19 protein-coding genes are annotated in these 24,548 nt (G+C 39.6%); 12 read left to right on the forward strand and 7 right to left on the reverse strand.

Annotated elements, in window-relative coordinates; all coding sequences use genetic code 11:
• The 7 genes from EV200_RS22140 to EV200_RS00730 all read left to right on the forward strand — a co-directional run.
• The coding region (locus tag EV200_RS22140; RefSeq protein WP_208864486.1) for a beta strand repeat-containing protein at nt 1-3,535 on the forward strand (3,535 nt) is incomplete at its 5' end.
• A gap of 36 nt (nt 3,536-3,571) precedes the next feature.
• Nucleotides 3,572-4,480, forward strand: coding sequence for a hypothetical protein (locus EV200_RS00710; protein ID WP_132528909.1), 909 nt, complete (start codon nt 3,572-3,574; stop codon nt 4,478-4,480).
• A 96-nt stretch (nt 4,481-4,576) separates the two neighbouring features.
• Nucleotides 4,577-5,869 carry a gliding motility-associated C-terminal domain-containing protein gene (locus tag EV200_RS00715; protein WP_165877825.1) on the forward strand — a complete coding sequence of 431 codons (1,293 nt, stop codon included), beginning with the start codon at nt 4,577-4,579 and terminating at the stop codon, nt 5,867-5,869.
• 144 nt (nt 5,870-6,013) lie between these two features.
• Entirely contained in the window at nt 6,014-6,982 is a 969-nt protein-coding gene (locus EV200_RS00720) for a PorP/SprF family type IX secretion system membrane protein (protein ID WP_132528911.1), read from the forward strand.
• Nucleotides 6,983-7,019: 37 nt separating this feature from the next.
• Complete coding sequence (locus EV200_RS00725; protein WP_132528912.1) at nt 7,020-8,978, forward strand: OmpA family protein; 1,959 nt, start codon at nt 7,020-7,022, stop codon at nt 8,976-8,978.
• Nucleotides 8,979-9,168: 190 nt separating this feature from the next.
• Nucleotides 9,169-9,336, forward strand: coding sequence for a hypothetical protein (locus EV200_RS21680; RefSeq protein ID WP_165877826.1), 168 nt, complete (start codon nt 9,169-9,171; stop codon nt 9,334-9,336).
• 657 nt (nt 9,337-9,993) lie between these two features.
• The gene (locus EV200_RS00730) at nt 9,994-10,449 is read left to right on the forward strand and encodes an NUDIX domain-containing protein (RefSeq protein ID WP_132528913.1); all 456 of its coding nucleotides are present in this window, start codon (nt 9,994-9,996) and stop codon (nt 10,447-10,449) included.
• Here EV200_RS00730 and EV200_RS00735 read toward each other — a convergent pair.
• On the reverse strand, nt 10,446-11,549 hold the full coding sequence (locus tag EV200_RS00735; protein WP_132528914.1) for a DNA alkylation repair protein: 1,104 nt from the start codon (nt 11,547-11,549) through the stop codon (nt 10,446-10,448). The genes EV200_RS00730 and EV200_RS00735 overlap by 4 nt on opposite strands.
• A 193-nt stretch (nt 11,550-11,742) precedes the next feature.
• On the opposite strand from EV200_RS00735, the gene EV200_RS00740 reads away from it, so the two are divergent.
• Nucleotides 11,743-12,594, forward strand: a complete 852-nt coding sequence (locus EV200_RS00740; protein ID WP_132528915.1) for an NAD(P)-dependent oxidoreductase — start codon at nt 11,743-11,745, stop codon at nt 12,592-12,594.
• A gap of 868 nt (nt 12,595-13,462) precedes the next feature.
• Here the strand turns inward: EV200_RS00740 and EV200_RS00745 are convergent.
• The 6 genes from EV200_RS00745 to EV200_RS00770 all read right to left on the reverse strand — a co-directional run bounded on the left by EV200_RS00745 (nt 13,463) and on the right by EV200_RS00770 (nt 20,876).
• Entirely contained in the window at nt 13,463-14,821 is a 1,359-nt protein-coding gene (locus EV200_RS00745) for a hypothetical protein (RefSeq protein ID WP_165877827.1), read from the reverse strand.
• A 595-nt stretch (nt 14,822-15,416) separates the two neighbouring features.
• Nucleotides 15,417-16,712, reverse strand: coding sequence for a GntT/GntP/DsdX family permease (locus tag EV200_RS00750; RefSeq protein ID WP_132528917.1), 1,296 nt, complete (start codon nt 16,710-16,712; stop codon nt 15,417-15,419).
• A gap of 26 nt (nt 16,713-16,738) precedes the next feature.
• A complete protein-coding gene (locus tag EV200_RS00755; RefSeq protein ID WP_029286543.1) occupies nt 16,739-16,921 on the reverse strand; it encodes a hypothetical protein in 183 nt (60 codons plus the stop codon).
• Between the two features lie 102 nt (nt 16,922-17,023).
• Complete coding sequence (locus EV200_RS00760) at nt 17,024-17,563, reverse strand: lipocalin family protein (protein WP_132528918.1); 540 nt, start codon at nt 17,561-17,563, stop codon at nt 17,024-17,026.
• Between the two features lie 96 nt (nt 17,564-17,659).
• Nucleotides 17,660-20,194 carry an ABC transporter permease gene (locus EV200_RS00765; protein ID WP_132528919.1) on the reverse strand — a complete coding sequence of 845 codons (2,535 nt, stop codon included), beginning with the start codon at nt 20,192-20,194 and terminating at the stop codon, nt 17,660-17,662.
• A complete protein-coding gene (locus EV200_RS00770) occupies nt 20,184-20,876 on the reverse strand; it encodes an ABC transporter ATP-binding protein (RefSeq protein ID WP_132528920.1) in 693 nt (230 codons plus the stop codon). The genes EV200_RS00765 and EV200_RS00770 overlap by 11 nt, the downstream gene beginning before the upstream one ends.
• A 95-nt stretch (nt 20,877-20,971) precedes the next feature.
• Here EV200_RS00770 and EV200_RS00775 point away from each other — a divergent pair, with 95 nt between their 5' ends.
• The 4 genes from EV200_RS00775 to EV200_RS00790 all read left to right on the forward strand — a co-directional run bounded on the left by EV200_RS00775 (nt 20,972) and on the right by EV200_RS00790 (nt 24,547).
• Entirely contained in the window at nt 20,972-21,670 is a 699-nt protein-coding gene (locus tag EV200_RS00775) for an arylesterase (protein ID WP_229676711.1), read from the forward strand.
• A 135-nt stretch (nt 21,671-21,805) separates the two neighbouring features.
• Nucleotides 21,806-22,090, forward strand: coding sequence for a hypothetical protein (locus EV200_RS00780; protein WP_132528921.1), 285 nt, complete (start codon nt 21,806-21,808; stop codon nt 22,088-22,090).
• A 494-nt stretch (nt 22,091-22,584) separates the two neighbouring features.
• Nucleotides 22,585-24,060: an ankyrin repeat domain-containing protein gene (locus EV200_RS00785; protein WP_132528922.1), complete on the forward strand. Its 1,476-nt coding sequence runs from the start codon at nt 22,585-22,587 to the stop codon at nt 24,058-24,060.
• 1 nt (nt 24,061) lies between these two features.
• Nucleotides 24,062-24,547, forward strand: a complete 486-nt coding sequence (locus EV200_RS00790; protein ID WP_132528923.1) for a DUF2271 domain-containing protein — start codon at nt 24,062-24,064, stop codon at nt 24,545-24,547.
• Nucleotide 24,548 lies beyond the last annotated feature (1 nt).

The raw sequence follows: 24,548 nt of genomic DNA on the forward strand, positions 1-24,548 counted from the left end.
GACACAAGGTATTCAGGGATTAACCGGAGCAACAGGTGACAAAGGCGATACAGGCGCAACTGGTGCACAAGGTATTCAGGGATTAACCGGAGCAACAGGTGACAAAGGCGATACAGGCGCAACTGGTGCACAAGGTATTCAGGGATTAACCGGAGCAACAGGCGACAAGGGTGATAAAGGCGATACTGGCGCAACTGGTGCACAAGGTATTCAAGGATTAACCGGAGCAACAGGTGACAAAGGCGATACGGGTGCAACTGGTGCACAAGGTATTCAAGGATTAACTGGAGCAACAGGTGACAAGGGTGATAAAGGTGATACGGGTGCACAAGGTATTCAGGGATTGAAAGGAGATACAGGCGACAAGGGTGACAAAGGCGATACGGGTGCTATTGGCGCACAAGGTGTTCAAGGATTAAAGGGAGATACAGGCGACAAGGGTGACAAAGGCGATACGGGTGTAACTGGTGCGCAAGGTGTTCAAGGATTAACCGGAGCAATAGGCGACAAGGGTGATAAAGGAGATACAGGCGCAACTGGTGCACAAGGTATTCAAGGATTAACCGGAGCAACAGGTGACAAAGGTGATAAAGGAGATACGGGTGCTACTGGTGCGGAAGGTGTTCAAGGATTAACCGGAGCAACAGGCGACAAGGGTGATAAAGGAGATACAGGCGCAACTGGTGCACAAGGTATTCAAGGATTAACCGGAGCAATAGGCGACAAGGGTGACAAAGGCGATACGGGTGCAACTGGTGCACAAGGTATTCAAGGATTAACTGGAGCAACAGGTGATAAAGGTGATACGGGTGCACAAGGTATTCAGGGATTGAAAGGAGATACAGGCGACAAGGGTGACAAAGGCGATACGGGAGCAACTGGTGCACAAGGTATTCAGGGATTAACCGGAGCAACAGGCGATAAAGGAGATACGGGTGCTACTGGTGCACAAGGTATTCAGGGATTAACAGGAGCAACAGGTGACAAAGGCGATACGGGTGCTACTGGTGCACAAGGTATTCAGGGATTGAAAGGAGATACAGGCGAAAAGGGTGACAAAGGCGATACGGGAGCAACTGGTGCACAAGGTGTTCAAGGATTAACCGGAGCAACAGGCGATACAGGTGCAACTGGTGCACAAGGTATTCAGGGATTGACCGGAGCAACAGGCGATAAAGGTGATACTGGCGCAACAGGCGCACAAGGTATTCAGGGATTAAAAGGAGATACGGGTGCTACTGGTGCACAAGGTATTCAAGGATTAACCGGAGCAACAGGCGACAAGGGTGATAAAGGCGATACGGGAGCAACAGGTGCTACTGGTTCACAAGGTATTCAGGGATTAACCGGAGCAACAGGTGACAAAGGCGATACTGGTGCAACTGGTGCACAAGGTATTCAGGGATTGGCCGGAGCAACAGGCGATAAAGGAGATACGGGTGCAACTGGTGCGCAAGGTGTTCAAGGATTAACCGGAGCAACAGGCGACAAGGGTGATAAAGGCGATACAGGCGCAACTGGTGCACAAGGTATTCAAGGATTGAAAGGAGATACAGGCGACAAGGGTGACAAAGGCGATACGGGAGCAACTGGTGCACAAGGTATTCAGGGATTGAAAGGAGATACAGGCGACAAGGGCGATAAAGGAGATACAGGTGCAACTGGTGCGCAAGGTGTTCAAGGATTACCTGGAGCAACAGGTGACAAAGGTGATACGGGTGCTACTGGTGCACAAGGTATTCAGGGATTGAAAGGAGAAACAGGCGACAAGGGTGATAAAGGAGATACAGGCGCAACAGGCGCACAAGGTATTCAAGGATTAACTGGAGCAACAGGTGACAAAGGCGATACGGGTGCTACTGGTGCACAAGGTATTCAGGGATTGAAAGGAGATACAGGCGACAAAGGTGATACAGGTGCTACTGGTGCACAAGGTGCTCAGGGATTAACCGGAGCAACAGGCGACAAGGGTGATAAAGGCGATACGGGTGCTACTGGTGCACAAGGTGCTCAGGGATTAACCGGAGCAACAGGCGACAAGGGTGATAAAGGCGATACGGGTGCTACTGGTGCACAAGGTATTCAGGGATTGAAAGGAGATACAGGCGACAAGGGTGACAAAGGCGATACGGGAGCAACTGGTGCGCAAGGTATTCAGGGATTAACCGGAGCAACAGGTGACAAAGGTGATACGGGTGCAACTGGTGCACAAGGTATTCAAGGATTAACTGGAGCAACAGGTGACAAAGGCGATACGGGTGCTACTGGTGCACAAGGTATTCAAGGATTAACCGGAGCAACAGGCGATAAAGGTGATACTGGCGCAACAGGCGCACAAGGTATTCAGGGATTGAAAGGAGATACAGGCGACAAGGGTGAAAAAGGCGATACGGGAGCAACTGGTGCGCAAGGTGTTCAGGGAGCAACAGGTGATAAAGGAGATAAGGGCGATAAAGGAGATACTGGTGCCACTGGTGCATCAACCCCTCAAACCATCACCCATACTTTAAATTCTACTGATAACACTTTAACCAGCGATGTAAATGGAGTTGCACCTACAGCTAAAATCATCAATTCAAATGCTTTAAAATTAGATTCAGCCAATAAACTAACTTCAACAGTTAATGGTATAGCATCCAATGCAGTAGATATTTCCACGCTCGTAATCGAACCATGGAATGTTCAGGGCACAACCAATAAGGCAAAAGCCAATACGGATAACATCTACCAGATGGGAACTGTTGCAGTAGGTAAAAACAGCGCACAATCAGGTATTGCACTTGATGTACTAGGTGCTGTAAGAGGAGGTGATGCGCATACGGGTACGGTTGGTACAAACTCAGTAGCTTTTGGTGAAAGAAATACTGCAGCAGGAAACCGTTCAGCAGTATTTGGTTCAGATAACACGGCCAATACTTTAAACGGATTTGTTATTGGTTCCGCAAATGCGATTAAAAATGGTACCACTTCTTCAGATGTAGCTACAGATGGCCTTTTCCAGGTGGGAAATGGAACCACAAGTGCGCCAGGCAATGCATTAACCATTCTTAAAAATGCACACACTGCCATTGGTGTAGCAGGAACAGAAGATAATGCCAAACCAACGGAATTGCTTGATTTAGGTGGCGATGCCAGTACAGGTAACGGTGGTGTAAGAATTAGAAATATCAATTCATCAGCATATGCCGGAAATAGTTCAACAGATAAAACAGTAGTAGCAGATGCAAACGGAGTTTTAAAAACAGTATCAGGATCAGTGAGTAATATTATCAAAATAACAGCCAATTACACCACGCAGGCTAACGATAACACCATCTTAGCCAATGCTACAAATGGAGGTTTTACCTTAACACTTCCAACAGCAAATGCAAGTAAAGGGCGCACGATAGTAATTCGTAAAACAGATGAAACCAGTAACGTGCTAACGTTTAGCGAAACCATTAAAATTTCTGAAACATCAAGCTTTACTACACTGAACGTGAACAGTACCATTCGTATTCAAAGTGATGGTACAGACTGGTACAAAATCGATTAATAATTCACCCCATTATCACAGATAAAAAATAGCATAATGAAATATATATATATACAAGCCAGCATCCTCTTCAGTTTATTTTCGATAACTGGCATAGTGGCTTCAGCACAGACTACGGCGCAAAAAATAGGAACTAATTCTACCATTAAAGAAGCAAGTGCCTTACTGGAACTGGAGGCATCAAACAAAGGTTTCTTAATGACAAGAGTAGCGTTAACCAGTTTAACTGATGTAACCACCATTAATTCACCTGCAAATGCATTAATGGTTTACAATACGGCAACAACCACTTCTGGTACCAATGATGTAACACCAGGTTATTATTATTACAATAAAGACCTCAATACCCCTGCCAATAGCAAGTGGGTAAAGTTAACTGATTCACAAAACACATCAGCTTCAGGAGATTTAAAAAACTCCTTCAAAACGGCAGATCATGCAGGTTGGTTCCTTTTAGATGGAAGGGCAATTTCTACACTCCCGGCTGCAGCTCAGGCTGCAGCCAATGCATTGGGTTTTAGTAACAATTTGCCAGATGCAAGAGATCGTTTTTTAAAAACGAAAAGTTCTTCAGAAAATTTAGGAGATAAGGGCGGACTTAATTCTCTTACCCTTGTATTGGCCAACTTGCCTAATGTTACTTTTTCGGGCACCATTAGTGGTACCGCAGCATCTGCCGGCGCGCATTCGCATACACCCTCTCAGGGTAATGGTTTTTTAGTGGGGGGAACAACTGTAGGGAATAATGGATCGGGTAATTATACAGGTGAAAGTACGGCGCAAGCATGGGGTGGGGTAGGTCAGGTTGCTAATACAAATTCAACAGGAGCCCATACGCATTCGGTATCAGGTTCTGCATCCGTACCATCAGGAGGTTCGGGTACCGCATTGGATAACAGATCTCCTTACCTGGTGGTAAATACATTTATTTTCCTGGCCAATTAAATCTTTAGAGGCATTTATATGAACCGTCATGATTTTCAGATCACACATTGAATGATCAATCCTGACGGCTTCATTACCATAAAAACAATGATACAGATGAAAAATCAAAGCTATAGATTTTTGATGTGCTGCTTGCTTTATTTCACTGGTGGTCAATTATATGCCCAAACCGGAGTTGGGAGTATGACAGTCGATAATTCCACAGTAACCATTTCTGCAGGCACAACCGAAACCCGGTTTTCAGAAGGAAGTTACTTCGGGCCAAAGGCCAATTGGGTAATCGATGGAACACTGGAGGTTTACAGTAAAAATATCTGGATTGCACCCGGTGCTACCTTCACCGGAACCGGGAAGATTGTGATTTATAACCCGGGCAACAATCCTTTTTATAAAAACATGGCATCTGGTGCCACCCATATAGATGGAAATAATGGTGCCTTTATTAACCTTTTGATAGAACACCAAAATGCTGAAAATATGGTGTTAGCCGATGTAAGTGACCCAGGCTATGGTACAGCAAACCCAGCCGGATCGCTGGCCGCCTCACTAAATATTGGCGGTACCATGGATCTTGCAACTGATCGGGCAGATATTATGCTGAATGGAAATAATCTTGCCTTTAATACGTCTGGCAAGATCATTAACTATTCCAGAGATAGAATGGTGGTAACCGAAAATAAGTCTGTGGGTTACATGATTAAAGATTACGCGGGTGCCGATGCATTCGTATTCCCGATAGGTATAGCTGAAAATGATTATACACCAGCTACCGTTACACCAGTTTCTGCAGAAAAAATATATGCCAGTGTGCAGGATATTGCTGCTGCCGGAAAACCCATTTTAAATGCGGCCCTGGGGATGGATAGAACCTGGCATATTTTCGGGTCTAATCCCCTGCAGGCCAATCTGATTTTACAGCACAATAGCATCACCAATGGTAACCTGTTTAAAGATGCCAATGCTGCGATTGCCCGTTATGTGAGCGATGCAAAATGGGAGACATTGAAAGGAACAAATCCGGCAATTGGTGTTCATACCAGAAGCAATATTGTAATGTCTACCGATTTAGCTGCCAATGGTAGCTACTTTACTAAACTTGCTGTATCAGGATCAACCTTGCTGATTCCTAATTTATACACGCCAAATGGAGATGGATCAAATGATGCTTTCGAAATCCGTGGATTGGATCTTTTTGCGGAAAATGATTTGGTTATTGTAAATCGTTGGGGCAATGAAGTTTATAAGGCAACTAATTATAAAAATAATTGGACAGGTGAAGGCCTAAATGAAGGCACTTATTACTACATCCTTAGGGTAAAGGATAGTGTTGATGCAGGATGGCAGGTATTTAAAGGCTACGTAACCTTGATTAGAGCATTTAAAAAATAAGGAGTATTTGCCATAATGGGAATCAATGGCTTCCACAGGTGATGGTACTAATTTATTAATCAGAAACAATGAAACCTTCATGCTTTTCATAATTATACAATGAAACGATTCAATCATGGCAGCTTCATAAACAAAATCATACAGATGAAAAAAATATTAAAAGTATTGGTAATACTGTTGCTATTTTCCAGGCTGGCGAATGGGCAGCAAGATGCCCAGTTTAGTCAGTATATGTTTAATGGGATCTATATTAATCCAGCTTACGCCGGTTATAAAGAGCAATTAAACCTCCATGCATTTTACCGTAACCAATGGACCGGAATTCAGGGTGCGCCAAAAACTATGTCGGTAGCTATTGATGCTATTGCCAATGATGGAAACGTAGGCCTTGCGCTGCAGATATCAAGCGATAGGCTGGGTGCGCAACGCAATCAATCCATTTATGCGAATTATGCCTATCGCATTCCGATGAATAAAGATGGATCATCCAGGCTGGCCTTTGGGTTAGGCGTTGGTGTGGTGCAATTGGGTATTGATGGGGCCATGTTAAATCCAAATGATGTTGAAATGGAACAGCCTACCGGTATGCAAAGCAGTATATTACCAGATGCCCGGACAGGTGTTTATTTTTCGAATGACCGTTTATATGCGGGCTTTTCGGCTGATAATTTAGTGTCGCAATATATTAATATTGACAAGTATGCATTTATCCCCCAGCCAAAACCACATTATTACTTAACTGCTGGTACACTGATTCCGCTCTCCAGAGAAATTTTATTAAAGCCATCCTTCTTGTTAAAAGATGATCGGGGAGGACCAACCAGTTTAGATCTAAATGCTTTCGTGATTTTAGCAGAAAAGTTATGGATTGGGGGTTCTTACCGCACAGGTGTAAAACTTTATGATAAGGATTATCTACAGAAAGATTTAAGTCAGCTCAATTCTGCTGTAGCAGCGCTTCAAATTTTCCCTAATGACAATTTAAGGATTGGTTACGCTTACGATTATTCAATAGGGCCTCTACAGGGCTATAGCGGCGGTACGCATGAAATTTCAATTGGCTATTTCTTTAACAAGAAAAATATGCGAATGTTAACGCCAAGATTCTTTTAAACTTAGGTGCCTTAAGTGGCAATGAAATCATATGAGCATGAAAAAACTACTACTCTTAATTCTTTTTTTAACAGCATTTATATTAACAACTAAACCTGTATTGGCACAGTATGTATTAAATGCAGCCGATAAGCAATACAAGCTTTTTAATTATATCAATGCTATTGATCTTTATGAGCAAGCTTATAATAAAAAGAAGACCTTATATGCTGCAGAACAGTTGGGTAAATGTTATCATTTTATAAAGGATTATAAACAAACAGAAAGCTGGTATGCTATCGCTGCCGGAATGCCCGAAACAAGTGCGGATAATGTGCTACAATATGCGAAAGCGCTTCAACAAAATATGAAGTATACCGAAGCAAAAGAACAATATCAAAAATATGCCTCAACCAACAAGCAAGTAACCAGCGTACAGCTGAAACTTTGGGAAGTGAGTTGTGATTCGGCATTGCTTTGGATGAAAAAACCGACTGGCATTGTCATTGATAATGAAAAGAAATTAAATACTGCACAATCAGATTGGGGTGCACATTTATATCAAAATAGCGTGGTGTTTGCTTCAGATCGGGGTGGTGTAATCGAAGATAAGCAAAACGTACATCGTCCGTTTTTAAAGTTTGATGGTTCAAAGAAACCAGATCGTAACATTTATGGCTGGACGGGTAACCGATATTTAAGACTCTTCATCGAAGATAAAAACAAAGATAGTGTAAGTGTTCTACCAGTGAATGCAGGTACGGAATACCATATCGGGCCTGCAAGTTTTACTGCAGATGGAAATGAAATGTATTTTACCTTAACTAAAATTCCAAAGAAACCAAAGTATGGGAAAGATGGTATAGCCACCCTAAATTTAGAGATTTATTCATGTAAAAAGGATTCCACAGGCAAATGGACAGTTCCAACTCCATTTAAATACAATAATGCAGAGGCCTATTCAAACGGAGATCCATTTATTAGTGCTGATGGAAATAGTTTATATTTTGTTTCCAGTATGCCGAATGGAATGGGAGGGACTGATATTTATGTAAGTCGAAAAACAAAGGCTGGTGATTGGGATACACCTGAAAATTTAAAAGGACTGAACACAGAAGGAAATGAAAGAACGCCTGTTCTTGATCAGCAGGGTAATTTTTTCTTTAGTTCTGATGGTAGAATTGGAATGGGTGGCTTGGATATTTTTACCGCCAAAATATTAAATGGAAAAAATGCTGAGCCTGTCAATTTACATTATCCAATAAATTCATCACAAGATGATTTTGCATATATCAAAAGTAATGATCAAACCGGTTACTTAAGTTCAAATCGTACAGATGGAATAGGTAGTGATGATATTTACAGTTTTGTGCCTAAACAAGTCATCGCATTATGGCTCGTTGGAAAGGTAATGGATCGCAATTCGAAAAAACCTTTAGCTCATGCTATAGTAACCTTAAAGAAAATAAATGGACAAGTACTAAAAGTTGAAACTGATGAAACCGGAGACTTTAAATTCAATCTTGATCAGGCTTCTGATTATAATTTAACAGGTGATAAAACAGGTTACAGAGGCGATGCGTCCAGTTTAACTACTCATAACTTAAATGTGAGTGCAGAAATAAGAAGAGATTTATACCTGGAGCAGATCATAATAGATAAACCCATTCGAATTGAAAACATTTATTATGACTTCGATAAATCGAACATTCGTCCGGATGCTGCAATTGAGTTAGATAAGCTGGTGAAAATCATGCATGATAACCCGACCATTTGGATAGAATTGGGCTCGCATACTGATAGTCGTGGAAACGACCAGTATAATCAATGGTTATCTCAAAGCAGGGCAAACTCAGCTGTGCAATATATTATTGATCGTGGTATTAATAAAAACAGAATTACGGCCAAAGGTTATGGCGAATCTATGTTGTTAAACCAATGTTCAAATGGTGTGAAATGTTCAGAAGCTGATCATCAGTTAAATAGGCGTACGGAGTTTAAAATCACAAAGTTTTAAATTCATATTTAAAGCTTTGACTTCTTCATCAACAGCAAATTTACATCCGATATGAGGTAGCATAAGCTGCTTCATATCGGATTCTATAATTATTAGACAAGGAAGGTGAAATATTCATTAAATCTTCATTTGATATTTCGAAGTTTATTAAACAATTAACACAGTTTATAACCAATAAATAAATATCATCATGAAAGCAATTAAAATTTTAATGATCGCCCTGGTAGCTACTTTTTCTTTAAACGCAGTAAGTGCACAAACAAAAGAACCTGTTAAAGCAAAAACAGAAAAAACTACAGTTAAAAAAGCACACAAAAAACACCATCACAAAGCCAAAAAAGCTGCTGTTAAAAAATAGTTTATAGCATTAAAAGGTTTAGGTGAAAACCGCTTCAAATTATTTTGGAGCGGTTTTTTGTATTTATAAGAAATATGAAATTAAGTTTTCATAGAATATCGTTCGTCCTTCTGAACATGATTCAGGATCTGATCAAAATAGTTGCTGAACTAAATCCGATAACTATTGGATCAGCATGACGGGTAGGTTGATGATTTCCCTTGAAGACTCGTACTCCTGAACTTGATTCAGGATCTTTTAACCTGATGGTTGGTGTCTCACCATAAGTGTTCGGAAGATTAAGATTTTTCAATTGAATACCGCTATTGAAATTGGTTATCACTCAGATTTGTTGAGACAGGTTTAGAAAGCCCCTATCCGCCTATCGGCACCTTTCCCCTGGAAGGGAAAGGGCGTGTAATAAGGATTTATTTAGATGCATAGTTGTATAATATAAGCTGCAAATTAATCTTCTGAAAATAAAAGGTTAGATAAACCGATAGATGGAAATTTAGCGGTCTCCTATCGTATTTAATGCAAAAGTCTTTAAGCATGAAAAAAAGTAAGTAGAATTAGGAATAAGTATTTAGTTTGTTGTCTAGTCTGGTGAATTTTTAGAAATCATCTACCAAACTTAATTGGCCTATCATTGTATTAAATGATCAGAAACACACCTATATGAGACAGAGCGCAGGATTATTACTTTATCGACAAACCGGACCAGAATTGGAATTTTTTCTGATCCATCCCGGCGGACCTATTTTTGCTAAAAAAGATTTGGGTGTATGGTCGGTGCCTAAGGGTGAGCTCGATGAAAATGAGGAACCACTCCATGCCGCAATCCGCGAATTTGAAGAGGAGGTAGGGACGAAGATTGATGGAGATTTTATTGAATTACAGCCTATTATTCAGAAAGGCGGGAAAAAGGTTTTATGCTGGGCAGTAGAGGGAGATCTTGATCCGTCAACCTTACATAGCAATACCTTCGAAATGCAATGGCCACCAAAATCGGGTAAAATGCAAAGTTTTGTCGAAGTAGATCGGGGTGATTGGTTTACTTATGAAAAAGCCATTCTTGCTATTAAAGACAGGCAGATTCCATTGTTGGATCAACTCATTACTTTACTGGGTTAAGCCAATAAATTAAAGCTTGAACTTTCCTTTTCTGCACCATTAATAATCATAGCGATTTGATGATCGCCTAAATGAAACTTGCGGGTAGTGATTATAACGAACTTTTGCTTTCGAATAATATTTATTTCGGCACCCGCCAGATAAATTCTTTCTGAGATTTTGAAAACTTTTTTGGTGTTCTGCCCATTTTGTTTTTTATAATAAATCGCATATTCCAACCTCACCTTTTGATCTGTTGAATTCTCATTTTTGATGGAAAATGAAAAGGTCAGGCTTTCGCCAATTCTGATTTCTGGAGTTAAAATTTTGAAGTCTTTAAGAACAATGCCCTCATCATTTAATCCATAATGCTTTAAGATTTCTACATGACCTTGTTTTAAGAGTGTTCTGCAACCATGTTTGATAATGGCATCGGTTTCTACACTTAAGCCAGACCAGTTTTTAGCTATATCTAACACGATGTTTGGATGATCTTTGGCAATATCATTCAGGCTATTGGCAACACTTCTTCGAACATATTCTGAAGAATCGTGTTTTAGGTTCTCCAAAATCGGTAAAATGCTGGCTGGATCTTTTTTCAAAAAAGGAATGCCCATTGCCCAGGGCAAACGTGGGCGGCTTCCCTCACTCGATAACCTTCTTACTTTATGGCTTTCATGTAAAGACCATTCTTGCATTTTGGCAATCATTTGATCACCGTATTTTAAAATAAACGGACGGACGGCAAATTCGCAACTTACAAATTGAGTGATAAATTCAAGTGCTTCAACTGATTCTTCGAAATAGTCAATCCCATAGGTTTCAATATAATCTGGCAGGAACATAAAAGCCAATCCATCTTCTCCAATTCCTTTTTTTCTGAGCTCCTCAATCGTTTTTTTAATGATTTCTATTGTTTCAGCAAAATTTTCCGGAAGGAAACCATGAATGATCTTAGTAGTATGTTTCATTCTTTCTTTCAGTTCCTTCGATTCAAAATCTTCACTAAAAATTTCTTTCAGAAACTTTTCCCGATCAAAATCTGGTAATACAGAAACCAGTGCGCTTGTTATTCTATCATAAAATGCAGGCGAATAAAGGTCTTTAAGTAAATAGCTCATCGTTTTCCAATTGAGTTTTAAAGTTATGTTTTACACTAAAGTTATGTTTTACACTTTTTATTTAATCTTTTGCACAATCAGTTATCTGCTAAAAGATGGATTGTAATTTTGAAAAGCAAATCTAAAAATGGCAATGTCTATGCTGAATACAATCAATTTTTGATCAAATTTGTTAATCATCAAAAACTATAATATGAGCAATATAAAAATTGGTTGGATAGGCTTAGGAAATATGGGCATTCCAATGACTGAACAGCTTTTAAAAGCAGAATATTCCGTAACGGTTTACAACAGATCCAAAGGAAAAGATGCTTCTTTAACGGCAATCGGTGCCACTGTTTCTGAGAGTCCGAAAGCACTTTCTACAAAAGCGGATGTAATCATTATAATGGTGACTGATGATCAGGCCATCACATCTATATTTGAAGATGAAAACGGATTAATTCATGGCGAAATTGAAGGGAAAATAATCGTTAATATGAGTACCGTGTCTCCTTCCATTTCAAAAAAAATAGCTGCGATTTGTACGTCGCACAATTGTCGTTATCTTGATGCTCCGGTATCAGGAAGTGTGAAACAAGCTGAAACCGGTCAGTTGGTGATTATGGTTGGTGGAGCGCAATCGGTTTTTGAAGAAGTAAAACCAATCCTCGATCAACTGGGTAAATTAAGTAAATGGGTTGGTGAAACAGGTGCGGGCAACACTGCAAAGTTGGCGATTAATTCGTTATTGGCTTTATACACACAAGGCTTAGCAGAAACCATTTTATTTGCGAATGACAAGGGAATTAATCCGGCAGATTTATTAGAATTGATTGGCCAAGCAGCCATTGGTAATGTTTATACCAAAATAAAAGGCGAGGCCATTTTAAATGATCAATATAAAGCAGCCTTTGCTTTGAAGCATATTGTTAAAGATTTAAGGTTAGCCAAAGATGAAGGTATTTCAACGCCCTTAGCTAAAGCAGCTTTAAAGACTTTTGAAGATGCAGAAAGTGCTTATGGAGAAGAAGATTTAGTGGCCATTTTTAAAGCTTTGCGTTAAGCGAAAGATTAAATTAATGGGATTGAGATTAAAAATCTCGACCAACGTATAATTTGTAATATTTATTCATAGTAGTATCGTTAGTCGGGATCTGTAACCCCGGCTTTACGAATTGCGGATTTAAAATCCGCAGTTAATGGGATCGAGATTAAAAATCTCGACCAACTTATAATCTGTAATTTTTATCTCCATAGATATCGTTAGTCGAGATCTCCAATACCGGCTCTAGGAATTGCGGATTTAAAATCTGCAGTTAGTGGGATCGAGATTAAAAATCTCGACCAACGCATAATTTGTAATTTTTATCTCCATAGATATTGTTAGTCGGGATCTCTAATCCCGGCTCTAGGAATTGCGGATTTAAACCCCGCAGTTAATGGGATTGAGATTAAAAATCTCGACCAACGCATAATTTGTAATATTTATTCATAGTAATATCGTTAGTCGGGATCTCCAATCCCGGCTTTAGGAATTGCGGATTTAAAATCCGCAGCTAGTGGGATCGAGATTAAAAATCTCGACCAACGTATAATTTGTAATATTTATTCATAGTAATATTGTTAGTCGGGATCTGTAACCCCGGCTTTAGGAATTGCGGATTTAAAATCTCGACCAACGTATAATTTGTAATATTTATTCATATTAGTATCGTTAGTCGGGATCTCCAATCCCGGCTTTAGGAATTGCGGATTTAAAATCCGCAGTTAACGGCATTGAGATTAAAAATCTCGACCAACTTATAATTAGTAATATTTATTTATAGTAATATCCGTTAGTCGGGATCTCCAATCCCGGCTCTACAAATTGCGGATTTAAAATCCGCGGTAAATCACATCAGGGAAGCTTGCTAAAGCCTTACCTAATATCTTTACATTTTCATCAGGTTTGGATAAATCCGGATGAAGACCTGTGCACCTATCGGATTTTTACCATAAAGTTGATCAAGCACAGCATCTGTTTTGTAAAGCGAAACTTGTCCACCCAGGGCTGTTCTGAATTTATTAAAATTCAAAATGTCATAATTGATGCCCAAGCTTAAAGCATTAACCCCAAAAGCATCATGACTGTAAATAGCTTCATTCAGATTGAGTTCTTCGACAGATTTTTGCACATATTCGTATCGGGTATATAATGAAAGTTTTTTAACCCGATAAGCACCTTCCAGCAATACGGCATTCTCGCCATCATGATCTTTAGTTTTATTTAAGCCCCATAAAGCTGTAGCGTTAAGGTTTTTTTCTTTGCCGAGCGGTAGCGCGTAAATAGCAGAAACAATTGTTCTGTTTACATTTTCATCGTTATGTAGTGTTTCCGGGCTTTTAATCCAGCCATGCGAAGCCTGCAGCGCCCAGTTTTTGGTCGGATTATAAGATAACCTTGCGCTGTAAGAATCAAATCGTGGTTTATCGAAGTCGAAGCGGTTTTCATCAGGTTCTCTGCCAGTGAAAGACGAAGCCTCTATCTTTACTTTATCATAACGGTAGCCGATGGTCGCCACTCCAAAAGTAATATGCGTTCCGTCATTCCAGTGGTGAGAAATTGGCGCATCTGGATTGGCCAGTGCCGATGGCCGGTGCATAAAGGCAACTGAACCTAAGGCCGGTTCGCCGGGATAGCCCAGGTAAAGCGTTAAATCAGATTTTTTGTTGAAGGCATAGGTATAAGCAACAGAAAGTTCTGAAAACAAATCATGTGGGTGCTGGCGGTCAACTAAAGGCGCTCCTTTCCAGCTTTCGCCAGTTTGAAACAAAAGTGGATATCCTGCGCCACCTTCGGTAAATCGATCTAATGAAAGCATAGAACTGAAATGAAATAAACCTTTTTTACCAACTTTTCTCTGCCCCATAAACATAAACCAGTTGGGTGCATCAAATTTGTCTCCTCCACGGCTTCCTTTGTCTGATACATCTTGTTTAGTATAGCGCAGGGCTACATTTCCATGCAACATATACATCCACTTTTTGGCGTGAAACATTAAACCATACATGGGCGAAGCATCTGGCAACCATGCGGTTCCTGATCCATTTCTTTGCATGGGTAAATTTAAAGAGTAGGCATGGCTCATCGGCACTTCAGTTTGCATCCCTTTCATGTGGTGCATACTGTGATCCATTTGGGTAGTATCTTTTTTGCTAGAATCGCGCATCATGTGCATTTCGTGCTGTGCATTTGCGCTCATGGCAAATCCAAAAAGCAACAGGGTAAATAACGATATTTTGATGTTCATCTTCAGTGTTGGTCTTATTTGTGTGGTTACAAAATTAAGATTAACGGTGCTGCTGGGTTTACATCATTACTGGAAATGTTTATATAATTATTGAGTGCAGAGAATTAAATAATGAATTTGGAAAAGGTATTTTAGATGGTAGTAATCTCCTTCTGGGTTTGTTTGCAGCAATGGAGATTGCTTCGTCGCTGAAAAAGCTTCCTCGCAATGACGAGGAGCTGGGAAGACACTCTTATTAAAGCCTAAATATGAACGGTCGTCATTGCGAGGTACGAAGCAATCTCATTTGCAAGAAAGATTGCTTCGTCGCTGAAAAAGCTTCCTCGCAATGACGATGAGCTGGGAAGACACTCTTATTAAAGCCTAAATATGAACGGTCGTCATTGCGAGGTACGAAGCAATCTCATTTTACAAGAAAGATTGCTTCATCGGCTGAAAGAGCCTCCTCGCAATGACGACACTTCGTTAGGTTAGTGCGCTTGCTTCTCTGCTCTTTGATTGCAATGAGATTGCTTTATTGCTGAAAAAGCTTCTCGCAATGATAACCACATTAGTTTAGCGTATAAAGTTTCTAAATTATGAATGTCGATAGAGCCTAACCTCCTAAACAGTAGTTCAAGATCAGCACACCAACTAAACCCAGTATAGAAACAATACTTTCCATCATGGTCCAGGTTCCAAATGTTTGTTTAAGGCTGAGGTTGAAGTATTCTTTGAACATCCAGAAACCCGTATCATTTACGTGAGAAAACATTAGGCTGCCCGCTCCAACAGATAAAACCATCAGTTCTGGTGAGGCATGCTGGCCAATTAACGGAAGGACCATTCCAGATGCGGTTACGGCTGCAACTGTTGCGGAGCCTAAAGTTATACGGAGTGATGCTGTAATTAGCCAGGCCAATAATAAGGGAGAAAGATTGAGGTTACCTGTTAATTGTTTTACAGTTTCGCCCATGCCACTGTCGATTAAAATTTGCTTAAAAGCTCCACCTGAAGCAATGATCAATATAATCATGGCAATGCTTTTCACCCCTTCTGCACAAGATTCCATTGCTTTTTCTATGCTGGTGTTCTGAATGAAAAGTGTAATCATCACAGAGATTAACAAGGCAGCCGTAGGATCTGCAAGAAAAATGAAAATTGATTTTCCGGTATAATTACTGCTTACGCCACTGCCAATGGTTCCTGCAACAATTAAAAATACAGGAAGCAGTGCGGTCAGAAAACTCTTCGCAGTACCGGGTAAATCCTCGCTTTCTTCAATCACAAAATCCTTAATAATGGCAGGCTGGATCTTGTTCATAATTAATCTGGGAAAATAAATTCCGGCAATTACCGCAATGGGTAAGCTGAGTATCAAACCATAAATCAGTGTTTGACCAATGTCTGCATGGAAAATACCTGCAAGTGCCACAGGTCCGGGGTGTGGTGGTAAAAAACCATGGGTTACAGAAAGTGCGGTGGCCATAGGTAGGCCAATGTATAATTTTGATAATCCCGTAGCGGCAGAGATGGCGAATACTAATGGAATTAAAACGACAAAGCCAGCATTATAGAACAGTGGTATCCCAACCAATAGGCCGGTAAGCAAAACCGCCCATTGGATATTTCGTTTACCGAATGCTTTGATCAGGATGAATACTATTTTTTTGGCTGATCCACTATCCTCAATCAGTTTGCCCATCATTGCACCTAAAGCAAGCACCATGACCATGCTGCCTAAAGTACTGCCGATTCCATTACTGATGGAGTTCATCACCTTTGAAGCTGGCATCCCCAGAAATAATCCTGTGATAATGGCCACTCCGATTAATGCAATCATCGGGTTTATCTTCTTTAAAATCAGGATAAACAACAGCAAAATGCCAGAAAGGAGAATAATCAGTGACATGGTTAGATTAGGGGTTGAACTGCAATTTACCTTTTTATGGTGATTGTTCGGCCTGTAACCAGATGATATTCGTAAATTTTATATAAACCATCATCACTAACCTCAATGGTTTCAACTAAGCCCGTTTTACTAAAGGTATCGGTAACCATATCGCCAATCTTCACTTCCTGAAGAACATCATTTGGCGTTTCACTATTTAATCTGATCATCAATCAAAAGTAATGAATATGATTACACTAAAGGATCTTAATTCAGAATTGATAGGAGATCGTCACCGATTGATTTCTACATCAATAATCAATAGTATTTAATTATTGATCGTGTTTGGTCCATACCAGAGCCTCAGTTTTGTACCCAATTTCCTTTGCCTTTTTTAAATAGGCTGCTTTAACTTCCTCCGGAATGGTAGGCTTACGTGATAAAATCCAAAGGTAATCCAGGCTGTTTCCGGCTACAAGGGCATATTGATAATCAGAATCAATTTCAATTACATTGTAACCAGCATAAAATGGTCCGAAGAAAGAAACTTTAAGTCTGGCTTCATCTTCACCATTCACAAATTTTGCTTTGCCAATGCTTTGTTTCCATTCTTTCTGAACATAATTGTAACCCCGATTGTCTACTTTAATGGCTCCATCCTCAATAGAGTAAGTTGCAGTAACGTTATTTAAATCTTTCTCAAATTTAAAATCCATTCTGGCTATCTCGTACCACTTACCAAGGTATTTGTCTTTTTTAAAAGGTTTTATGGCTTTTGCACCCTTTGGTATAGATACGCCACAACTCACATAACTAACAGCGATAATACCTAAGGTTGTCAATAGCAGGATGTTTCTAAGCTTATGATTCATGCTTTAATTCAATTTGCTTAAAAACATCCTTTCATTAAAAATGTTTCTGATTGTTTAACATTTAACACAGGGTTTTTGCGATGTTAATACTTCATGTTAGCTACCTGTTCTTAAAATTTTCAATGGAGGTTGATTCAGAATACTTCTGGTACTCAGGATACCCGTAACCACCACTAATAAAATAACTGAACCAAAGAGTAATACAGTGGCGGGGAAGGGAGGAATAAATGCAGCATCGAATGTGTATTTTGCCAAAGCCCAGCTGCCGCCTATTGCTAAAATTAATCCTGCCCCTGCAGCAAAAACACCCAGAAAAAAGTATTCAATAGCATTAATGGCCAGAATTTGTTTTTTGCTGGCACCCATAGTTCTTAATAAAATACTTTCTTTGGTACGCTGATTTTTACTGGTTAAAACAGAAGAGATTAATACAATCCAACCGGTAACCATACTAAATCCGGCCATAAACTGAATGACAAAACCAATTTTACCGAGTAATTCGTCCAAGAGTTTAAGTACCAGATCTAAATCGATTACGGATACATTTGGAAAATTTTGAACCACTTCACCCTGAAATTTAGCTGATACTTCATTGGATGGTACTCGCGTCATAAGGACATGAAATTGAGGTGCCTGTTCTAAAATTCCGGCAGGGAAAACTACCCTGAAATTGGTTTGCATTCTACTCCAGTTAACTTCACGAAGACTTCCTACAACGGTAGGAATCATCATTCCCTGAACATTGAATACAATTTTATCATTAATGCCAACATTAATTTGTTGTGCGTAACGTTGATCAAGTGAAATGTAAACCGTTTCATTGGGTTTCACTTTTCCAATCCATTTTCCTTCTACAATTTTTTCTGCTGCGGTAAGGCTATCCTGATAAGTTGCCCTAATTTCATTGCGATATGCCCTGCGGTTACTCGTATCTGCTCGTGAGGTTTTACCGTTAATTTCTTCAATTCGCATCGTAATCACCGGAACCTGGTTCATTAAAGGTAATTTGAACGATTTGGTCAGGCTGTCCAGACCTTTCTTTTGCGCATTCTGAATATCAAACATCACCATATTAGGCTGGTTGCTTCCTGAAGAGAGTGTTACTCTGCTCATTAAAATTCCCTGGACAAAAAACAACGTGCAAATAAAGGCTGTTGATAGCCCGATAGAAACTGTAAGCATTAGTGTTTGATTATTCGGGCGATAAAGATTGGCAAAACCCTGCCGCCATAAATAACTGATGGAATCTGGTAAAAGTTTCCTGACCAGGAACATTAACGTTTGTGAAAGTAAAATTAAAAGTAGAAAAGCAACACCAATACTCATTGTAAAGGCAAGTGTTTGTAGCCAGCTTTTCATTTGCAGATGCGTGAAGCCTACTACAAATGCAATCATAAGTACATAAACCAGCCAGATTAAAGGATCTTGTTTTTTACCTGTACGCTCGAAAGAAATCCGGATGGCATTTAGTGGCGATATTTTTCTTACTGATAATAGGGAAGGCAGTGCAAAAAGAATAGAAATGATTAACCCTAGTAAAATGCCCTGGGCCACTGCCGACCAGGAAACTTGCATGGTAATTTCAACTGGAAGGAAATCTTTAAGCACGATGGGCAGCAGGAACTGGATGCAGGTACCTAGAATTGCACCTAAAACCGCAGCTACTAAACCAATAAAAAATATTTGAATGAGGTATATAAAAAAGGCATGCCGGGCTTTCAAACCCAGGCAGCGTAGTGTGGCTACAGCGCTAAGTTTTTCCTGAATATAAACATGGATGGCACTACCCACGCCCACGCATCCTAATAACAATGCTATAAAACCAGATAATGCCAGAAAGCGATTAACATCTTTAAATGATCTCCCGGTTTGTTCTTTGCGGGATTCAACTGTGTCTGCATCAAAACCTTCGCTTTCAAGCTTGGTCTCGTGTTTTTTAACCCACTCATCTACACCTGAAGGATCATCAAATCTGTAGTAAAATTTATTGTTAATTCTGCTTCCGGTTTTAATCAGGTTGGTTTTAGCCAGAAACTGCATTGGAATATAAACTGTTGGCGCAACTGTTGCTGCTATCCCGGTTTGTCCGGGAGCCTTAACCAGCGTCCCCAGAATTTTAAAGCTGATGTCGCCAACTTTTAATGAATCACCAACCTTCGCACCAAACTGTAGCATCAGTGTTTGATCCACCAATGCATCCTGACCGGATTGAAATTGATGGCCAGCTTCCACAGGAAGGGTTTCTAGTGTTCCATAATAAGGATAATCGCCTTGTAAGGCTTTCATTTGCACTAATCTGCTGCCACCACCCTTTTTGAAATAAATCATAGAGGCAAAAGTTTTCTCTTGCGAACGATCATTTCCAAGCGTGTCAAGCATTTTCTGCATGGCCTTACTTACGCCCTTTCTGCTATCTAAAACAAGGTCAGCTCCGGTAAGTTCTTTTGCCTGCGCATCAATATCATGTTGTAGGTTATCTTTAAATGAATATACAGCTACCAGAGCAGCAATGCCTAAAACGATAGATGAAATAAATAATAACAGGCGTGATCGGTTTTTGCGGCTATCCCGCCAGGCCATTTTGAACAGCCAGGATAATTGGATACTTTGTTTAGGGAGCTTATTCTGCATAACCTGGATTTTCATCAGAAACAATCACACCGCCCTTAATTTTTATGGTTCTGCTGGTTCTGGCGGCAAGTTCCAGATCGTGTGTTACAATAACCAAGGTGGTACCGGCATCCTTATTCAGGTCGAACAGTAATTTAATTACCTTTTCACTGGTTTCAGCATCCAGATTTCCGGTAGGCTCATCTGCAAAAAGAATTGCCGGCTGGTTTGAAAAAGCCCTGGCCAATGAAACCCTTTGTTGCTCGCCACCTGATAATTGCACTGGATAATGATGAGACCGATCAGCAAGTCCAACTTTATCAAGCAGATCAAGTGCACGGGCTTTAATATTTTTTGCACCACGTAATTCCAGGGGTACCATCACATTTTCTAAAGCAGTTAAAGTAGGCAGGAGCTGAAAGTTTTGAAAAATGAAACCTACATATTGATTTCTGACCGCAGCACGCTCATCTTCATTGAGTTTTTCGAGTGCAATGCCATTAAGTTCGACAGTCCCGTTTGTTGCTCGGTCAAGGCCCGCACATAATCCCAGTAAGGTTGTCTTTCCACTTCCTGACGGACCAGTGATGGCTACAGTAGAAGCACGATCAATAGAAAAATTGATCTGATTTAATACACTGAGCTCACGCCCCGCGCTTTGATAAATTTTATTAACGTTCCGGATATTTAGAATACTTTCCAATCGACTAGTTTTTAAGATTTGAATATGGATATTTGCCAAACATAACCACTACTAATCTGTTAAGGTAGTGGTTTTACTTAGAGATAGAATTACATATGATGTTACGAAAACGCTTAACAGGCCTATTTGTTTTGGCAATGCTTTTTGCTGCCTGTGGAAATAAACAAAGCAAGGTAAATTCCAATCAAACTTTAGATTCAGTTGACCAAAGTACGAGTAAGGCTAATGATGTCAAGGTTAAAAATATACTTTTTTTTGGTACCAGTTTAACAGCAGGTTATGGCCTCGACCCTACGGAAGCTTATCCCGCATTAATTCAGAATCGGATTGATTCCTTAAAAATGCCTTATAAAGTAATCAATGGCGGCTTGAGTGGGGAAACATCTGCGGCAGGAAAAAGCAGAATTTCATGGCTGTTAAAACAACCCATTGATGTATTTGTGCTTGAATTGGGTGCAAATGATGGCTTACGCGGATTGCCGGTAGCTCAAACCACTAAAAATCTTCAAAGTATTATTGATAGTGTAAAAACTAAATACCCAAATGTGAAAATGGTGATGGCTGGTATGCAGGTTCCACCAAATATGGGGGCTAAATATGCTGAAGATTTTAAAAATATTTTTCCTAACCTGGCGAAGAAAAATAATATGGCATTGGTTCCTTTCCTTTTAGACAAAGTAGGTGGTGTTCCTAAACTTAATCAGGAAGATGGGATTCATCCAACCGCTGAGGGTGATAAAATTCTTGCTGAAAATGTTTGGGTAATATTAAAAGATGTACTTGAGTCTAAATAACAACCGATTTAGATAAAGCATCCGATTGTAATATTCATGATGTGTGATCGATAACTTGATTTTGTGTATACTCTCTGTTACAATTATTCGTTTTTAGAATTAATTGGTAAATTTAGTTATCAGAATTTCAAGCGTATGGAAGATCTAAAAAATGACACAAAAATCAACGCATTTCTCAACAGGATTAAAACTGAATGGCCTGGAGTAGTGGAACGTTTTGAGTTTAAAACGGCCTCTGTAATTTATGTTCACTTAAAAGAAGGCATCTCTAGTGGAGAGTTTTTAAGTAAGCTCGCTAAAAAGATAGAACGTCTGGTTGATTTTACTAACCCAATTATTCTTTATCACATTGAAAGCGATGGAATGAAGCTTAGGTCTCATCCCATTAACTGGTATTCTTCTTTAAGACCATCATCATAATCCCGCTGAAAAAGCTTTTCTTTATTTTTTAGTATCGCAGGGTATTCTCCTGTTACTTCCTGTCATCTAAAGTATATCTTTCTTTTTAATATCTTTTTGGGTTTTAATTTTGTTTAACCACCCCGCCCTTTGGGCACCCTCCGATGTATCGGGAGGGTAGTCGCAAACCGGGGTGTTAAAAAGCAATGAATAATTATCGAACTCAGGGTTAATATCTCTTTAAATTAACATTTACGCCTTTCCCTTTCAGGGGAAAGGCACCGATAGGCGGATAAAGGTTTACTAATATCGACAACCTGTTCGCTGGCTATCAATACCATAAGCCTGAAATCTCACGTTTTCGAGTATTTAGATGTTTTGAATTTTCAATCATGAATAATTTAAATAAATTAGTGGCATATCTCTTTATTTAGAACGATTCTTGTTAACTTAGCTGAAATTCTTAGTCGTTAAATGATGCTTCAAGAATTGAAATCAAAACTATTCAGCTCAAAATGAAAAAAATCCTCTTTGCCATTCTTGCAGTGGCTACTCTTGGGGCGCAGGCTCAAAAAAATACATTTCTGGAGCAATCCTTTTGGAAAGGAAATACAGACCTGGCAACAATTAAATCAGAAATTGAAAAAGGCAATAGTCCATCTCAATTGAATCAGATGTCTTTTGATGCCTCTGTTTTAGCAATAAATAACAATGCACCTCAAGAATCGATCTTATATCTTTTGGCGCAAAAAGGCAATGATGTAAATAAACTAACGCATGATAGCAGAACCTATTTATTTTGGGCTGCATCGAAAGGTAATATTCCGGTAATGGAATATCTTTTAAAAAATGGTGCAAAGGTAGATCTTCAGGATAGTCATGGCTATACACCATTAACATTTGCAGCTGTTGGTGGTCAGGCAGATACCAAAGTTTACGATTTATTGCTTTCTAAAGGTGCTGATCTTAAAAAAGACCTGAATCATGATGGTGCGAATGCACTTTTAATTGCCATTGCAAATGATAAGAACTTTGCGCTGACCGACTATTTTGTATCAAAAGGTTTAAGCTTAAACAGTGTGGATGCCAATGGAAACACGGCCTTCAATTATGTTGCAAAAAGTGGAAATATCGAATTGATGAATAAGCTGATTGCAAAAGGTGTAAAGTACAACGATAATGCTATGATTATGGCTGCACAGGGCGGTCGTGGTACCTCAAATGGCTTAGCTGTTTTTCAATATCTGGAAGGGCTTAAATTAAAACCAACTGCTGTAGGTAACAATGGAGAAAATGCTTTGTTTTACCTTGCACGTAAGCCTAAGCAAGAAGAGGTGATCCAATATTTCCTTTCCAAAGGAGTAGATGTAAATCAGGTTGATAAAGACGGTAATACTGCATTTATCAATGCTGCCGGATTTACCAGGGATTTGGCTACACTGGAAGTACTTGCCGCAAAGGTGAAGAATATCAATCAAAAAAATGCAAAGGGTGTTTCTGCTTTGGCCATGGCTGTCCGCAACAATTCTGGCGAGGTGGTAAAATTCCTGTTAGATAAAAGTGCAGATCTTCAGGTAACTGATCAGGAGGGTAACAACCTGGCTTATTATCTTTTCCAGGGTTATGGCCCTCGTGGGATGGAAGACTTTAACGCAAAACTAAAGGTTTTAACCGATAAAGGATTTAATGTGGCTGCGGTTCAGCCAAATGGTAACTCTTTATATCATTTAGCTGTTGCCAAAAATGATCTGGCTTTGGCAAAACTTGTAGCAGATTATAAAGTAGATGTGAACTTAAAAAATAAGGAGGGTTACACCGCTTTACATAAAGCAGCAATGACTGCAAAAGATACTGCGATGATGGAGTATTTAATTACTGTTGGCGCTAAAAAAGATGTGACCACAGATTTTAAGGAAACACCTTATGATTTAGCTGCAGAAAATGAATTTTTAACCAAGAATAAAGTATCAATAGACTTTTTAAAATTATAAAATGAATAGCTTCTTTAAAATATGTCTGGCATTAACATTAGTAGTATCAATTCCTGCAATTAGTATCGCCCAAAAAACAACAAAGTATAAATGTATGGTGCAAATGACCAATTACGTTGGTGAAGGCGCTTACATTGCCGTATCGTTAATTGATGCTAAAGGGGCTTATGAAAAAACGCTTTACGTAATGGGCTCTGATAAAAAATGGTATCCTGATCTTAAAGAATGGCACAAGGCTTATAAGAAAAAACCAACTAATATTAGTGCTGTTACGGGTGCATCAGTTACTGGTGGCGACCGCAGTGTAACGGTTTTGGATATTGAAACTGATAAAATTAACAAAGGTTATAAGTTGCGTTTTGAAACCGCTGTGGAAGACAATAAATATTATCAAAAAGATATCGAAATCCCTTTAACTACTGAAGGCTTGGCCGCTAAAACCGAAGGTACAGGATACATCCGATACGTACGCTTAAGCGCAAATTAAA

The sequence above is a fragment of the Pedobacter psychrotolerans genome (genome assembly GCF_004340665.1).
Lineage (GTDB): Bacteria > Bacteroidota > Bacteroidia > Sphingobacteriales > Sphingobacteriaceae > Pedobacter > Pedobacter psychrotolerans.

Excerpts from the sequence above, each read along its gene's own strand:
- EV200_RS00710 (WP_132528909.1), top strand. The coding sequence starts at position 3,572 with ATGAAATATATATATATACAAGCCAGCATCCTCTTCAGTTTATTTTCG.
- EV200_RS00715 (WP_165877825.1), top strand. The coding sequence starts at position 4,577 with ATGAAAAATCAAAGCTATAGATTTTTGATGTGCTGCTTGCTTTATTTC.
- EV200_RS00720 (WP_132528911.1), top strand. The coding sequence starts at position 6,014 with ATGAAAAAAATATTAAAAGTATTGGTAATACTGTTGCTATTTTCCAGG.
- EV200_RS00725 (WP_132528912.1), top strand. The coding sequence starts at position 7,020 with ATGAAAAAACTACTACTCTTAATTCTTTTTTTAACAGCATTTATATTA.
- EV200_RS21680 (WP_165877826.1), top strand. The coding sequence starts at position 9,169 with ATGAAAGCAATTAAAATTTTAATGATCGCCCTGGTAGCTACTTTTTCT.
- EV200_RS00730 (WP_132528913.1), top strand. The coding sequence starts at position 9,994 with ATGAGACAGAGCGCAGGATTATTACTTTATCGACAAACCGGACCAGAA.
- EV200_RS00735 (WP_132528914.1), bottom strand. The coding sequence starts at position 11,549 with ATGAGCTATTTACTTAAAGACCTTTATTCGCCTGCATTTTATGATAGA.
- EV200_RS00740 (WP_132528915.1), top strand. The coding sequence starts at position 11,743 with ATGAGCAATATAAAAATTGGTTGGATAGGCTTAGGAAATATGGGCATT.
- EV200_RS00745 (WP_165877827.1), bottom strand. The coding sequence starts at position 14,821 with ATGAACATCAAAATATCGTTATTTACCCTGTTGCTTTTTGGATTTGCC.
- EV200_RS00750 (WP_132528917.1), bottom strand. The coding sequence starts at position 16,712 with ATGTCACTGATTATTCTCCTTTCTGGCATTTTGCTGTTGTTTATCCTG.
- EV200_RS00755 (WP_029286543.1), bottom strand. The coding sequence starts at position 16,921 with ATGATCAGATTAAATAGTGAAACGCCAAATGATGTTCTTCAGGAAGTG.
- EV200_RS00760 (WP_132528918.1), bottom strand. The coding sequence starts at position 17,563 with ATGAATCATAAGCTTAGAAACATCCTGCTATTGACAACCTTAGGTATT.
- EV200_RS00765 (WP_132528919.1), bottom strand. The coding sequence starts at position 20,194 with ATGCAGAATAAGCTCCCTAAACAAAGTATCCAATTATCCTGGCTGTTC.
- EV200_RS00775 (WP_229676711.1), top strand. The coding sequence starts at position 20,972 with ATGATGTTACGAAAACGCTTAACAGGCCTATTTGTTTTGGCAATGCTT.
- EV200_RS00780 (WP_132528921.1), top strand. The coding sequence starts at position 21,806 with ATGGAAGATCTAAAAAATGACACAAAAATCAACGCATTTCTCAACAGG.
- EV200_RS00785 (WP_132528922.1), top strand. The coding sequence starts at position 22,585 with ATGAAAAAAATCCTCTTTGCCATTCTTGCAGTGGCTACTCTTGGGGCG.
- EV200_RS00790 (WP_132528923.1), top strand. The coding sequence starts at position 24,062 with ATGAATAGCTTCTTTAAAATATGTCTGGCATTAACATTAGTAGTATCA.